This window comes from Promicromonospora sp. NPDC057138 (genome assembly GCF_042670845.1).
GTDB lineage: Bacteria > Actinomycetota > Actinomycetes > Actinomycetales > Cellulomonadaceae > Promicromonospora.
In genome coordinates this window covers 64,841-77,652 of sequence record NZ_JBHUUX010000008.1, presented here as the reverse complement: position 1 = coordinate 77,652, position 12,812 = coordinate 64,841, and the positions used below count along the sequence as shown (strand labels likewise).

Here is a 12,812-nt window from a genome sequence, read left to right as displayed (position 1 = left end):
CGTCACTGGGGTGGTGCGCGTCTGCTCGGTAGCCGCCGACAATGATGCCGCCTGATGCAATCTGGGTGAAGAGCGAGCCGATGACGGTGGTCCCGCCGATCGCGGTGATCACCACGGTCCTGGCCGCCAGGTCGTTCGCGACATTCGGAGCAGCTCGTCGAGGCGCCGCAGTTCGTTGGCGCGCCCGGTGAAGCCCGCCGCGTCAAGGGGCAACTGCGCCGGCCGGTGCGACCGTTCGACCGAGGCTGCGACGGCTTCCGCCGCATCGCCGTCTGCCGCAGCGTCAGCGTGCATGCTGCCCGGTTCGTGCGTAGCCGGCCCCGAGACACCGGTTGGCGCAGCGAGCTCCTGGTCGTGCCGCAGGATCTGCTGGTACACCCCGCGGAGCGTCGGGCCGGGGTCACTGCCGAGCTCGTCGGCCAGCCGTTGCTGGACCACGTGGAAGTGCGCCAGCGCATCGGCCTGCCGGTCGCAGCGGTACAGAGCGAGCATCAGCTGCCCGGCCAGGCGTTCGTCGAGCGGGTGCGCCCGCGCGGCGTCGGCGACCGAGGGCAGCAGACGCGCGTGCTCCCCGGATCGCAGCCAGTCGCTGTCCCCGGAATGGTGCGCGCCGCCGCGTTGGGGTGGGGCTGTCCTCCGTCGGAGATGCCCTCAACCTGAGGCCGGGCCCCTACACCTGAGGCTGCAGCGCCGCGAAGCTTCGTTCGAGCAGCTCGCTGGCCGTGGTGCCGTCGTCGACATTGGCCCAGGTGGTGAGCGCGACGTCGAGGCACGCGAGGGCCGACTGGACGATGATCTCGGCGCGCAGCGCGGCGTCGTCACCCTTCAGGCGATCGGCGACGAGGGGCGTGAGCATGCTTGCCCACAGCAGGTGCTTCTCGAGGTTCCGGGCGCGCAGGGAGGCGGTGGTGCCGAGCACGCGCATGGTGAGCTTGGCGCCTTCGTCCCCGTTGATGCGGCCGGCCTGGGCAAGGAGTGTCTCGAAGGACGACCGGAGCGACTCCCAGACGGGTTCGTCACGGGGGCGGTCCGCGAGGGCGTCGCGCACGAGCTCGCCCCAGCGCGCCGGCTCGCCGACGACGACGTCCTCCTTGGCCGGGAAGTAGCGGTGGAACGTGCGCGCGGACATGCCCGCTGCGGCGGCGATCTGCTCGACGGTGACCTGGTCGAATCCGCGTTCGACGAACAGGCCGAGCGCGACGTCGGTGATGCGTGTGCGCACGGCGTCCCGGCTGATCTCTCGCAGGCTCGGCCCGCCGCTGGTCGCGCTCGACATGCCTCCAGAGTACAGGCGGTGACATGCGTGTCAGAGTCTGACAGGTGTGGCGTATGCTGACACGAGTCCGCTCAAAGAGGGGTTTCACCATGCAGACACGCAAGCTGGGCCAGCAGGGCCTGACCGTTTCAGCGCTGGGCTACGGCGCGATGGGGACCGCGGCGTTCTACGGGCCCACCGACGACACGCAGTCGATCGCCGCCATCCGCCGCGCCCACGACGAGGGCGTGACCTTCTTCGACACCGCCGAGCTGTACGGCTGGGGAGTGGGGGAGAAGCTGCTCGGTCACGCGCTCGCGCCGATCCGCGACGAGGTGGTGATCGCGACGAAGTTCGGCTTCACCGAGACCTACGGGTCCGACTCGCGGCCGGAGCACATCCGCGAGGTGGTCGACCACAGCCTCCGGAACCTGAACGTCGACACCATCGACGTGCTCTACCAGCACGTCCCTGACCCGGACGTCCCGATCGAGGACGTCGTCGGCGTCATGAAGGAGTACGTGGACGCCGGCAAGGTCAAGTTCCTCGGCCTGTCGAACGCCGACGAGGACACGATCCGCCGGGCGCACGCCGTGCACCCGATCTCCGTGCTGCAGGAGGAGTACTCGATCTTCGCCCGCGACTCCGAGCCGCTGCTGCCCGTGCTCGAGGAGCTCGGGATCGGGCTCGTCGCGTACTCGCCGCTGGCGCGCGGATTTCTGAGCGGCGCGGTCCAGCCGCGGGACGGGCTGGAGGCGGATGATGTGCGCCACATGATCGGCTGGTGGGCGCCAGAGAACTTCGACCGCAACGTCGAGATCGCTCGGCGACTCGGGGACCTTGCCGCGAGCAAGGGCGTGACGCTCTCGCAGCTCGCGCTGGCCTGGCTGCTGGCCCAGAAGGACTACATCGTGCCGATCCCGGGGTCGCGTAACCCGGAGCGTGTGGTGCAGAACGTCGCCGCGGGCGGGATCGTGCTGAGCGAGGAGGACATGGCGCGCATCGCGGAGATCGCGCCCGACGGCGGTTTCGGTAGCCGGGGCGTCTGACCCCGGGTCCGCGGGGACTCTCACGGCAGTGGATGTGGTCTCCCGGGGATGCGGGCGGCGGCCGCGGCGACGGTTGCCAGGTCGTCGCTCGAGAAGCCGGCGCGGCTCAGCACCGCCAGGGACTTGTTCGTTGCCAGCGTGCACAACGCCAGCTCTGCCGCCTCGTGCTCATCGGCCCCCGCCGCCAGCAACGCCTGCTCCAGCATCGCTCGCAAGCCGTCGATCATGGCGCGGACCATCGCCCGGCCCTCCGCGTCGAGGGCCGGGAACTGCGTTGCCGACACCGTGAGCAGGCAGCCGTCCGGGACCGTCGGGTCGGCGATGCGGTTCAGGGTGACCTGCAGGTAGGCCGCCACAACGGCGCTCGGGTTCGGGTGGGGGCCGGACAGTGCCTGGTCGTACAGCGGGTGGTAGGTCTGCTCGTACCGCTGGAGGCTCTTCCGGAAGAGGGCGCTCTTGTCGCCGAAGGTGCCGTAGAGCGAGCTCCGGCCCAGGCCCGTGCCCTCGGTCAGGCGGTCGATCGAGGCCTCCGAATAGCCCCAGCGCCAGAAGACGTGCATCGCGCGTCGTAGTGCCTCGTCCACGTCGAATTGCTTGCGGCCCGCCATGGTTCGTCAGCCTACACATCTTGCACCGATCGTTTCAAGATGTGTAGGGTCGCCGGCATGACAAGTCGAACCGATCGTTCCATGATGAGCACGGCCGACAGCACGACAAGCTTGAGCTCGCTGCGGCTGCCCGACGGGTTCACCGACGTCTTCACCAGCCGGCTCGTGGAGCTGAACGGGCTGCGGCTGCACGCGGTCATCGGCGGGGACGGCCCGCCGCTGCTGCTGGTCGGCGGGTGGCCACAGACCTGGTACGCCTGGCGGGAGGTCATGCCCGCGCTCGCCCGCGAGCACACCGTCGTCGCCGTCGACTCGCGCGGGGCCGGGCTCTCCGACAAGCCTGACGACGGTTACGACGCCGGCACGCTGGCCGCCGATCTGGTCGCCCTGATGGCCGCGCTCGGGCACGACCGGTTCGACGTGGTCGGCCACGACATCGGCATGTGGACTGGATACGCCCTCGCTGCCGATCACCCCGAGCGTGTGGGCCGGCTCGCCGTCGTCGACGCCATCATCCCCGGTCTCACGCCAACCCCGCCGTTCTTCAGCCCGGCCGCGGTCAGCCAGCGGTTCTGGCACTTCGGCTTCAACCAGCTCACCGACCTCAACGAGGAGCTGGTCCGGGGGCGGGAGCGGCTCTTCTTCGGCTACCAGTTCGCCAAGAAGGCGGCCACCCCGGACGCGATCCCCGCGTACGCCGTCGACGTCTACGTCGATGCGATCGTCGCGGATCCTCGCGGGCTACGGGCGAGCTTCGCGTACTACCGCGCGCTGGACGCGACGATCGCGCAGAACGAGCAGCGCAAGAAGACGCGGCTGACGCTGCCGGTGCTCGCCGTCGGCGGCGCGCTGTACAGCGGCTCGGCGGCCGCCGCGACGATGCGGCTGGCGGCCGACGACGTCACCGAGGTGGTCGTCGACGACTGCGGCCACTACGTGGCCGAGGAGCAGCCGGCGCGGTTTACCGAGATCCTGGAGGACTTCCTCGGAGGCAAACCGGTAGCAGGCGTGTCGCACGGCTGACACATTCGGGGCGGAGTGTCGCGGCGTTGCTCTGCGCCGGCCGCCCTGGCCGGGTCACACCCGGCCAGGGCGACGGCCGCCACCCCGCTGTCCAAAGTCATCGGCGCTCTACGCCTACTGCCTGCCATGCGTCCGTCTGGGCCGTCAGCTCGGCGAGCCGGAGGTGATCCTCTGCGTCTCCGTCGGTGAGGAATGGCTCCACGGTCCCGGTCATTCGAGTGGGGTCGATCTCGCTCCGGGCGGCTCGGATTGCTTCTATGGACTCGCGCGCCCAACCCGTAGACAAGGCGAGGTCAACGAGCTGGTCAAGCAGCTGTGGTGTGTCTTCGGGAAATTCGCGAATGAAGCGCATCGCAACGTTCCTGTCCCACACTGAACTTCCTGAGACCGCGTTCGCCAAAAGTTCCGCGCGGTGCGGAATCCGATAGATCGCCTCGCGGAGCTTGGAAACCTCCTGCTCGGCCGCGACCAGGGATTGCCACTCTCCGGTACTCGGTTCCGAGCTCATCGCTTCGCTCCCACCTGCGCCGTCCGTGACGGCACCCACCCCATGCCCACGACCTGAATCAGTAATTCAATCTCCTAGCCGTCATGCCATTCAAATCCGTCGAGCCATTCTTGGGGCAGGTCGTCCTGCGTCGCCCACCGAGTCTTGCCGGGGGTGGCGTGAATTCCTGGAGCAACTTCCCACTCAGGCCCTTCGGTGTAGATCGCTTCGACCGACGAAACGTGCCCAGGGCTGAGCCAAATGCATTCGGCACTGTCGCAGAAGAGGATCATCTGACCTTCCTGCGCTACCAGCGGCCGAACAAGACCCTGGTCGAAGTTTGGGCACTCCATCAGCCTCATATGTCAAGTCAATCGCACGCAGGCGAGCATGTCGATTGGATCCCTGTCCAGGATGAGCTTGCCGTGCGATGCCACGGTCGCCAGACCGAACGAGACTGTTGCACCGGTCCAATCACACACCTGTGGGGTAGATCTCCAAGTCGTCAGGAGAAATAGCGACGGTCTCCCCAGCTGGGTTCCGCGACGGACTGTCGTCAAGTTCAACTTGCACGATCGAGCCGCCAATCTTCACCATGAGGATCCCGTCGTCAAACAACTCCATGACCGTGCCATAGAGGGAGTCTGACGAGATGCTTCGGGCGCTGTCGGCGGATGCGGCGCTCGCGATGTCATGCCATGAACGGGCGCTTGGAAATTCCAGTTCGACATCCAGGGTCTCGCCAGAGTCGACCGGGGCGTCCCCACGCCACACACCGAGAATTGGGCCGATCTCCGTTTCCAAGCGGAGTTCCGAGCCTTGCCCATCAACACTTGCCAGCACGACTCCGCGCATTACCATGATCCCTTCGGGTACGGAACTCTGACCACGACGTTATCCACATTCCAGATACCCGCCGCCTCATCGTAGGCCCACGACTCCTCATGGTAGTGAAACTTTGTGGGCCCGCTGTTCATCTCATGCGGCCCGAACCGAATGCTGCGCTGACCATCCTCCGAGACAATTCGATGGGGGTCCGGCTGTCCGGTTCGAGGGTGGATGTTTGTGTGCTGACCCTCACCCAGGAAGTTGTTCATTCGCTCGACGGCATCGCCAGGCTTCACGGGCTTCGGAGCGTAGGTCTCAACTTCCTTGACCGGAGCATTCGCCTTGTTGACGGCACCCGTCGTGTGGCCTGCGTTGTGTACCAGGACTGGCAGGCTGCCGGCGTAGACGTAGTAGTTGGAGTGGGTCTCGACGTGGAAGTTGTAGACCGTCTCCGCGTCCGCCTCGTCACGCTGCTCGGTCTCGATCGCCTCGACTGGGACCGTGGAACCCTCGGGGGTGACCAGCACGTCGCCCACGCTGAGGAATGCAGCGTCCAGCCAGCCGCGACCCTGGACCATGAACGGGTGCTCCGCGGTGGTCGAGACGACCATGCCGTTGATGGTGAGGTGGAACAGCTCGGTGGTGTGGCGGACGAACGTCTCGCTCACCAGCTGCAGCTCGTCCCGGCCCGTGACCAGGTCGTGGGCCCAGACCTTGTCCCCGACTCGGATGTCCTCGATCGGACGCGGGCCGTCCGGGGTGTGGATCAGGGTGCCGGCGACGAAGCACTTGCCGAATCCGAACTTGCACCACCCCTTCTTCAACCCCTGCTTGAACGCGCCCTTCGTGATCCCCTTCGCCAACCCTGTCGCGGCCTTCGCCGCGGCACCCAAACCAATGAGCGACAGCGCGGCACCGGCGATCGCGATCCCAGCCTCAGCCCAAGACCGCTCACCCGTGGCGGCCAGAGCGATGTTCGCGACCGCGCTGACTATCGCCGCCACCGCCGCGATGACTATCAACACCCCGGCCAGGGCGGTACCGACCACGGGGATGAAGGCCACCACGATCGCGAGGATGCCCGCGATGGTGGAGATCATGTCGGCGATGTCCGCGATCGCGGCGACCAGCTTGGAACCCCAGTTGTCCCACCACCCATCGTTCAGGTCATCGGATGAGGTGATCTCCTCGATGCGGTCCACCGCATGCTCCGCGGCACGGTCCCGGTCCGACACGGCGGACTCCACCGTGCCCTTCGCACTCGAGATCGTCCCCGCTGCCTCGTCGGCGTCCCCACCAGCCTGATCGGCCTTCTGCTGGTACTCCTGCTTCTCCGTCTCGTCCTTCGCCGAATCGGCCAGCTCCTGCCAGCGGTCCTTCGACCCCGACGCCGACTGCGCCGCGTCCTGCGCATCCCGCGCCCGCTCCAACGCCGCCAACGTCTCGCCCTGCACCCGCTCCAACGCGCTGGCGTACCCGATCAACGCGTCACCCGCCGCGACGTACCGGGAGTGGGCCTTGCGGATCTCGCTGATGGTGTCTTCCTTGGCCTCCATCAGAGAATCCACAGCCTGCGAGATCGTCCCGTCCACATCCAACCGAGACATCGCCGACGCCGCGTTGTCGATCGACCGCGCAACCTCCTGATACTCCTGCCCACCCGACAGCACCAGCACCGGATCCCCCGGCGTCGGATCGGAATCCAACCCCACCGGCGACCAATCAGACGGCCTCATCACGCGTCCACCCCCCGCGAACCACGACAACGACGCTGCCGAGGTTACCCACCGATTGCCGCCAGGACCATGAAAAAACGCGCCGCCGATATCGTGCGGGCATGACCGGAGCCGCTCGCCCCATCTTCTTCCTCGACGTCGACGGGACGCTCCTGCCGTTCGGCGGCTCCGGCATGCCGACGGTTCCGGATGCGCCGGAGGTGTGGATGGCGTCGTCCAACCCCTATCTGGCGCGGATCGACCGGTCGCTCGGCCCGCTGCTGTCCGGGCTGGGCGACCTCGTGTGGGCGACGGCGTGGATGGACGACGCCAACGAGGTGATCGCGCCGTTGCTCGGGCTTCCGCGGCTACCGGTGGTGGACCTTCCCGACTACGACGGCGACGTCGGCGACGACCGCCTGCAGTGGAAGACGAAGGCGCGCTGACAGCGGTCCGGTCACGGGCGGGTCGAGATCTGCTGGACCCCCCAGGCGTTGCCGTCGGGGTCGCTGAAGAAGCAGAACCCCACGTTGTCGAGCGGGTCCGGCATGGGCGTCGGGTTCTCGCCGAGGACCTGGACCTCGCTCACGTCCACGCCTCGTTCGGCCAGCTCGGCCCGAGCCTTCGTGACGTCGTTGACGACGAGCTGCAGGCCCTTGAGCGATCCTGGCGGCATCGGTGGCACGACTCCTTCGCCGATGACGATCGAACATCCCGATCCGGGCGGGGTCAGCTGAACGACGCGTTGGCCCTCGCCGATCTTCGTGTCGTGGTCGACGTTGAAGCCGAGCTTGTCGCTGTAGAAAGCCTTGGCGCGGTCGACGTCGGATACCGGTACGACGACGACTTCAAGGGTCCACTTCATAGTTGCTTCTCCTGGGGGTGGGCGAGCTCGGTGAGGACTGCGTCGAGCCGGTCGTAGGACTGGCCGACTCCTCGGGTCATGGGGTAGCGGAGCACGATCTCGCGCGCCTCCGGGGACGGGTAGCGCAGGGTGCTGGTCAGCGTCGTGGTGCCGGCGAGCTCGGTGAGGTCCTGCGCGATCAGGGTCTCGCCGGGGTAGGACTGGTCGTCGAACACCTCGGTGCAGACGAGCCGCGAGGGCCGCTCGACCTCGCGGTACGTCCCGGACTGGGCCAGCTCGGCGCCGTCCGGGCCGCGCGAGACGAACCGGTAGCGCCCGCCGACACGCAGGTCGACCGTGCAGGCGACGAGGTTCCAGCCGCGGGCGCCGTACCAGCGGGTCAGCAGCGCTGGTTGGGTCAACGCGTCGAAGACGAGGTTGGCGGGAGCGTTGAACGTCCGCGACATCACGATCTCGCGATCGCCCGGCGCGGCGACGTGCAGGCGCTCGTCGGCACTCACGACTGGCCGTCCCTTGGGGGAGCGGCGGACTCGTCGTCGGCCGTGAGGTCCGCTAGCAGCGCATCAAGCCGTTGATAGCTCTCGTCCCAGTAGTCGCGGTAGTTCGCCAGCCACGCGGTGACGTCCCGCAGCGGCCCTGCCTGGAGCCGGCACGGCCGGCGCTGCGCCTGCCGGGTTCGCGTGACCAGGCCCGCTCGCTCGAGCACCTTCACGTGCTTCGAGATCGCGGGCTGGCTGATGTTGAACGGCGCGGCCAGCTCGGTGATCGTCGCTTCGCCCGCGGCGAGCCGGGCCACGATGGCGCGTCGCGTCGGGTCGGCGAGGGCAGCGAACGTCGCATCGAGCCGCTCAGCGGTGACGGTGCTCATAACCAACCGGTTTCATAACCATATGGTGATGGTCGCGTGCGAGGGCCGGCCTGTCAAGAGATGGGGGCTGTGGATCCGACGGCTGCTCGTCCAGGCCTGTCACGTGGCACGATGCCGCCTATGGCCCGCATCGTGCACATCTTCACGTTCCGCGCTTTCCCCGCCCCACCCGCCGGCGTCCCGCTGACGGAGGCCTATGACTACGGGCGGTTCACCCCGCACCTGGTGAACCGCCCGGGCGACGGCGTGCGCGTCACGGATCTCGGCAAGCATGCCGACGTCCTGGTCACCACGGACCGGTCGACCCTCGCGCCGCTCGACATCGCGGCGCACCTCTGGTGGGACGACGTCTCCCTGGCGCAGCTTCACCTGTCGTACGAACTCGACGACCCGTCCCCGCACGAGGTGGCGAACCACCTGGCGGTCTTCTGCCACGAGCGGACGTCGCTGTCGCTGGACGGCACCCCGCTCGTCGACTGGCTGGTCAGCAGCGCCGACCTCGACCGGGCGCCCACGCTGGACCAGGACGTCCTGCAGTTCGTCGAGCTCGACGACGCCGCGGGTCTCGTCACCGACACGGACGAGCCCAGCAACGACGCCATCGCGATGATCTACCGGACCGTCGAGCGGCTGCCCGACGGCGGCGTCCCGGTGCGCGTGCCGGCCGCGCTCAACTCGCTGGCGGACGCGTTCGCTGCGCACGGGCGCGGCGTCGTCGTCCTGGGCGGGCAGAGCGAGGCGACGGCGGCGACCGTGCGGCTGACCGCCTGCGAGCTGCTGTTCGCCGTCGGGCGGGCGCGGCATGCGCGAGCGAAGATCGAGAACCTGCTCCAGGGGTCGCGCACCCCGGACGAGGCCGCCGGCATCTGGGACGACGCCGAACGGCTCAGCGAGGTCGCCAGGGAGGTGCGCAGGCAGCGCACGATCATGGCGCTCGACGTCCAGGGGTACTCCGACGGGCTGTTCATGCCCGAGCTGGTCATCGACAGCTTCCGGACCAGCTTCGCCGAGGCGCTCCGCCTCAACGAGCTCACCGACTCGACGGTCGGCCTCATGGACGCGCTCAGCGACGTGCTCGGCTCCAGCCTCGCCGACATCCAGGTGCGCGCGGCCAAGCTCGCCGACACCCGCGAACGCCGGTGGCAGCTCGGCGTCGGCATGGCGTCCGGGATCGCGATCCCGATCGCCCTGCTCCTGTCGTACTTCGGCGTCTCCAGCGAGCACACCATCCCCGCTGACAGGTCGATCTATGACCTGACCGTCTACGGTCTGGTGTGGGCCCTGGCGATCACCTCCGCAGTGGCGATCGCCGCCATGACGCTCAGGCAGTACTTCCGCACGCAGAACGGGGACCGAACGAGATGGCGATGATCAGCGCACACCGCTGCGGGGCCGGGAGCGACCGGGACCTGGAGAACACCCGGGCGGCGCTCGACCGGGCGCTCACCCTCGACGTCGACTACGTCGAGTTCGACGTGCAGCGGCTCGGCGACGGCACGTTCGTGCTCTTCCACGACGACTTCGTGGAGCTCGACGGCCGGACCGTCCCGATGGCGGAGCTGACGTTCGAGCAGTTCTCCGGGATGGCCGACCACTTCATGCGGTACGACGACGTGCTCGCCGCGCTGAAGGGAGTGAAGCACGCGCACATCGACCTCAAGTTCGTCTCGCCCGACGCCGCGTACGCGGACCCCGAGAGCACCTACGAGGTGGCCGCCACTCAGCAGGCCCTGGAGATCCTCGGGCCCGGCCAGTTCATCATCACGACCCTCGAGGACCAGTCGGTGCGGGCGGTGCGCGACTGGTCCGACGGCGTCGGCCTCGACCTGCTCGTCGGCCTGTCCCTGGGGCGGGACACGTCGGAGATGACCGTGGTGAAGGCGCTGCGGACCCGGCTCTCGGAGTTCTTCCCGGCACGGCGGATCCGGAATTCGCGCGCCAACCTCGTCGTCTGCCAGCAGCGGATCGCCCGGTACACGGTGGCGCGCTTTGCCCGACGGCGGGGGCTGCCGCTGCTGGTCTGGACCGTCGACGAGCCTGAGGCGCTCGCGTACTGGCTGGGGCCGGACGCCGCGTGGCTGGTGACCACGAACTATCCGGAGCGGGCGATCGGGCTGGTCAAGGCTGGTTAGTCGGGCTTCGCCCCACCGGGGGCAGCGGTCACTTGGTTGAGGCGAGTGCGCGAGCCATCCCCACCAGCGCGTCGGTGATCTCGGCGAGGTCCCTGTCCTGGTCGGTCAGCCAGTGCGCGATCATCTCGCCCGACAGCGCCGCCAGGAGTGCGTCCGCGCGGAACTCGGGGGAGGGTGCGCCGGCGAGGCCCAGCAGGTGGCGGCAGTGCGTCCGCCAGAGGGCGTGCGCTCCGCTGCGGAAGCGGGCGCCCGGGGCGGCCGTCTGGGACAGCAGGACCAGTTCGAGCTGCTCGGCGACGAGCTCGGTATAGCCGTCGACGAACGCCGTCAGCCGCTCGACCGGCTCGGCGCCGGGGCCGAGCGGGGGCGGTCCGGAGATCATCAGCTCCTGGAACTGGCGCTCGCGCTCACCGAGCAGGGCCATCGCCAGCCCGGCCTTATCGCCGAAGCCGCGATACAGGGTCCCCACGCCGACGCCGGCCTCCTTGGCCACGGCCTGCATGGTCACGCGCTCGACACCGTCGCGAGCGAACAGCCGCTCCGCCGCGTCGAGGACCTTGCCTCGGTTGCGGGTGGCGTCCACGCGCGGGGAGCGCGCCGGACCGGCGTCGGGCTGGCCGTGCACGGGCAGGCGCGACCCCGTTGACAAAGCGGAATCGGTTCCGCTAACTTCCTTCATGAAGCGGAACCTATTCCGCTTTTGCGTTGTCGTCCACCCGACACACCGGAGCTGACCATGACCCGACTGTTGCACATCAGCGCTTCCCCACGTGGCGAGGCGTCCGAGTCGCTGAGGCTCGCCGCCGCCTTCCTCGACGTCTACCGCGAGACCAACCCGGGTGCCGACGTCGAGCACTTCGACCTGTGGGACGGCACGCTGCCCGAATTCGGTCCGGCGGCGGCGAAGGCGAAGATGGACGTCTTCGCGGGCGCGGAGCCGAGCGGCGAGGGGGTTGCCGCCTGGGAGGCGGCGAAGGCGACGTTCGCTCGCTTCGATGCCGCCGACCGGTATCTGTTCAGCGTCCCGATGTGGAATGCGGGCGTGCCGTACATCCTCAAGCAGTTCATCGACGTCGTCTCGCAGCCGGGCATGGTGTTCGGCTTCGACCCGGTGACGGGTTACCAGGGTCTGCTGACGGGGAAGAAGGCCGCGGTGATCTACACGGGCGCGGTATGGGGCGCCGATCGGGGTCCTGAGTTCGGCAGCGACTTCCAGAAGCCCTATTTCGAGGACTGGCTGCGGTGGGCAGGGATCAGCGACATCACCAGCGTGCGGTTCCAGCCGAACCTCGCTGCGGCGGACGTCGACACGGCTCGGGAGAAGGCGCGGTCGGTCGTGCTCGAGGTCGCGGGGTCGTTCTGACCCGGGTCTGACGCGGGCTGTTCGACGCTGCCAAAACGCTTCGCCGGGGGTTGGGCCAGATGCCAAGGTGGTGCGCATGACTGAGCCACGGGTGCGGCCCGCGATGGTCGACGACGCTGACGCGATCGCCGTCGTGCACCACACGGGGTGGGTGCAGACGTATTCCGACCTGCTGCCCGCCGAGCACTGGGAGCGCGACACTGTGGCGCGGCGCCGGGAGCGCTGGAAGGTGCAACTGTCCGGGGAGGCGTCCGGGTACCCGCTGGTGGCCGTCGTCGACCAGCAGGTGGTGGGCTTCGCGCGGGCCGGGGCTGCGCGGGGGAAAGACGGCGCGCCACCGGTCCGGGCCGACGAGCTGTGGGCGCTGTACGTCCTGGCGGAGCATCACGGGATCGGTATCGGTGCGCTGCTGCTCGATGCTGTGCTCCCTCCGCAGCGGCCGGCCGAGCTGTGGGTCGCCGAGGCCAATCCGCGGGCGCGTCGGTTCTATGAGAAGCACGGGTTCGCGGCGGACGGCGCTCGGTTCGTCGACGGGCTCGACATCGTCGAGATCCGGATGGTGCGGGGGCTCTGACCATATGGTCGTTCCCTGACGGGCGCGGTCGTCGCGATCCTGACG

General features: G+C 68.6%; 18 protein-coding genes. 7 read left to right on the top strand and 11 right to left on the bottom strand.

The features are described 5' to 3' along the window. Positions 1–108: 108 nt before the first annotated feature. Both ACFT2C_RS07780 and ACFT2C_RS07775 read right to left on the bottom strand, forming a co-directional pair. Positions 109–582 (bottom strand): BTAD domain-containing putative transcriptional regulator, encoded by a 474-nt coding sequence (locus ACFT2C_RS07780; protein WP_377206555.1) that lies wholly within the window; start codon positions 580–582, stop codon positions 109–111. 88 nt (positions 583–670) lie between these two features. After that, entirely contained in the window at positions 671–1,276 is a 606-nt protein-coding gene (locus tag ACFT2C_RS07775) for a TetR family transcriptional regulator (RefSeq protein ID WP_377206456.1), read from the bottom strand. An 89-nt stretch (positions 1,277–1,365) separates the two neighbouring features. On the opposite strand from ACFT2C_RS07775, the gene ACFT2C_RS07770 reads away from it, so the two are divergent. Further along, entirely contained in the window at positions 1,366–2,304 is a 939-nt protein-coding gene (locus ACFT2C_RS07770; RefSeq protein ID WP_377206455.1) for an aldo/keto reductase, read from the top strand. A gap of 20 nt (positions 2,305–2,324) precedes the next feature. Here the strand turns inward: ACFT2C_RS07770 and ACFT2C_RS07765 are convergent, their stop codons facing one another. Further along, positions 2,325–2,912 carry a TetR/AcrR family transcriptional regulator gene (locus ACFT2C_RS07765; protein WP_377206454.1) on the bottom strand — a complete coding sequence of 196 codons (588 nt, stop codon included), beginning with the start codon at positions 2,910–2,912 and terminating at the stop codon, positions 2,325–2,327. A gap of 57 nt (positions 2,913–2,969) precedes the next feature. On the opposite strand from ACFT2C_RS07765, the gene ACFT2C_RS07760 reads away from it, so the two are divergent. Next, positions 2,970–3,935: an alpha/beta fold hydrolase gene (locus ACFT2C_RS07760; protein ID WP_377206453.1), complete on the top strand. Its 966-nt coding sequence runs from the start codon at positions 2,970–2,972 to the stop codon at positions 3,933–3,935. A 97-nt stretch (positions 3,936–4,032) separates the two neighbouring features. On the opposite strand, the gene ACFT2C_RS07755 is transcribed toward ACFT2C_RS07760, so the two are convergent. From ACFT2C_RS07755 to ACFT2C_RS07740, 4 genes are all read right to left on the bottom strand, one after another. Continuing rightward, the gene (locus tag ACFT2C_RS07755) at positions 4,033–4,443 is read right to left on the bottom strand and encodes a hypothetical protein (protein WP_377206452.1); all 411 of its coding nucleotides are present in this window, start codon (positions 4,441–4,443) and stop codon (positions 4,033–4,035) included. A gap of 74 nt (positions 4,444–4,517) precedes the next feature. Further along, positions 4,518–4,784, bottom strand: a complete 267-nt coding sequence (locus tag ACFT2C_RS07750; RefSeq protein WP_377206451.1) for a hypothetical protein — start codon at positions 4,782–4,784, stop codon at positions 4,518–4,520. Positions 4,785–4,896: 112 nt separating this feature from the next. Further along, positions 4,897–5,277 carry a hypothetical protein gene (locus ACFT2C_RS07745; RefSeq protein ID WP_377206450.1) on the bottom strand — a complete coding sequence of 127 codons (381 nt, stop codon included), beginning with the start codon at positions 5,275–5,277 and terminating at the stop codon, positions 4,897–4,899. After that, a complete protein-coding gene (locus ACFT2C_RS07740) occupies positions 5,277–6,986 on the bottom strand; it encodes a polymorphic toxin-type HINT domain-containing protein (RefSeq protein ID WP_377206449.1) in 1,710 nt (569 codons plus the stop codon). The genes ACFT2C_RS07745 and ACFT2C_RS07740 overlap by 1 nt, the downstream gene beginning before the upstream one ends. A gap of 101 nt (positions 6,987–7,087) precedes the next feature. Here ACFT2C_RS07740 and ACFT2C_RS07735 point away from each other — a divergent pair, with 101 nt between their 5' ends. Then, complete coding sequence (locus ACFT2C_RS07735; RefSeq protein ID WP_377206448.1) at positions 7,088–7,411, top strand: hypothetical protein; 324 nt, start codon at positions 7,088–7,090, stop codon at positions 7,409–7,411. An 11-nt stretch (positions 7,412–7,422) separates the two neighbouring features. Here ACFT2C_RS07735 and ACFT2C_RS07730 read toward each other — a convergent pair whose 3' ends face one another. The 3 genes from ACFT2C_RS07730 to ACFT2C_RS07720 are packed head-to-tail and all read right to left on the bottom strand — an operon-like array spanning position 7,423 to position 8,698. After that, positions 7,423–7,830 carry a VOC family protein gene (locus ACFT2C_RS07730; protein ID WP_377206447.1) on the bottom strand — a complete coding sequence of 136 codons (408 nt, stop codon included), beginning with the start codon at positions 7,828–7,830 and terminating at the stop codon, positions 7,423–7,425. Then, entirely contained in the window at positions 7,827–8,330 is a 504-nt protein-coding gene (locus ACFT2C_RS07725; RefSeq protein WP_377206446.1) for an SRPBCC family protein, read from the bottom strand. Before ACFT2C_RS07725 ends, ACFT2C_RS07730 begins: the two co-directional genes overlap by 4 nt. After that, positions 8,327–8,698, bottom strand: a complete 372-nt coding sequence (locus ACFT2C_RS07720; protein WP_377206445.1) for an ArsR/SmtB family transcription factor — start codon at positions 8,696–8,698, stop codon at positions 8,327–8,329. The genes ACFT2C_RS07725 and ACFT2C_RS07720 overlap by 4 nt, the downstream gene beginning before the upstream one ends. 120 nt (positions 8,699–8,818) lie before the next feature. Here ACFT2C_RS07720 and ACFT2C_RS07715 point away from each other — a divergent pair, with 120 nt between their 5' ends. Both ACFT2C_RS07715 and ACFT2C_RS07710 read left to right on the top strand, forming a co-directional pair. Continuing rightward, entirely contained in the window at positions 8,819–10,069 is a 1,251-nt protein-coding gene (locus tag ACFT2C_RS07715; protein ID WP_377206444.1) for a hypothetical protein, read from the top strand. After that, positions 10,066–10,830, top strand: a complete 765-nt coding sequence (locus ACFT2C_RS07710) for a glycerophosphodiester phosphodiesterase (protein ID WP_377206443.1) — start codon at positions 10,066–10,068, stop codon at positions 10,828–10,830. Before ACFT2C_RS07715 ends, ACFT2C_RS07710 begins: the two co-directional genes overlap by 4 nt. 28 nt (positions 10,831–10,858) lie before the next feature. On the opposite strand, the gene ACFT2C_RS07705 is transcribed toward ACFT2C_RS07710, so the two are convergent. Then, positions 10,859–11,509 carry a TetR/AcrR family transcriptional regulator gene (locus tag ACFT2C_RS07705; protein ID WP_377206442.1) on the bottom strand — a complete coding sequence of 217 codons (651 nt, stop codon included), beginning with the start codon at positions 11,507–11,509 and terminating at the stop codon, positions 10,859–10,861. 57 nt (positions 11,510–11,566) lie between these two features. On the opposite strand from ACFT2C_RS07705, the gene ACFT2C_RS07700 reads away from it, so the two are divergent. Together ACFT2C_RS07700 and ACFT2C_RS07695 are read left to right on the top strand one after the other, a co-directional pair. Beyond that, complete coding sequence (locus tag ACFT2C_RS07700; protein WP_377206441.1) at positions 11,567–12,193, top strand: FMN-dependent NADH-azoreductase; 627 nt, start codon at positions 11,567–11,569, stop codon at positions 12,191–12,193. A 76-nt stretch (positions 12,194–12,269) separates the two neighbouring features. Then, on the top strand, positions 12,270–12,767 hold the full coding sequence (locus ACFT2C_RS07695) for a GNAT family N-acetyltransferase (protein WP_377206440.1): 498 nt from the start codon (positions 12,270–12,272) through the stop codon (positions 12,765–12,767). Positions 12,768–12,812 lie beyond the last annotated feature (45 nt).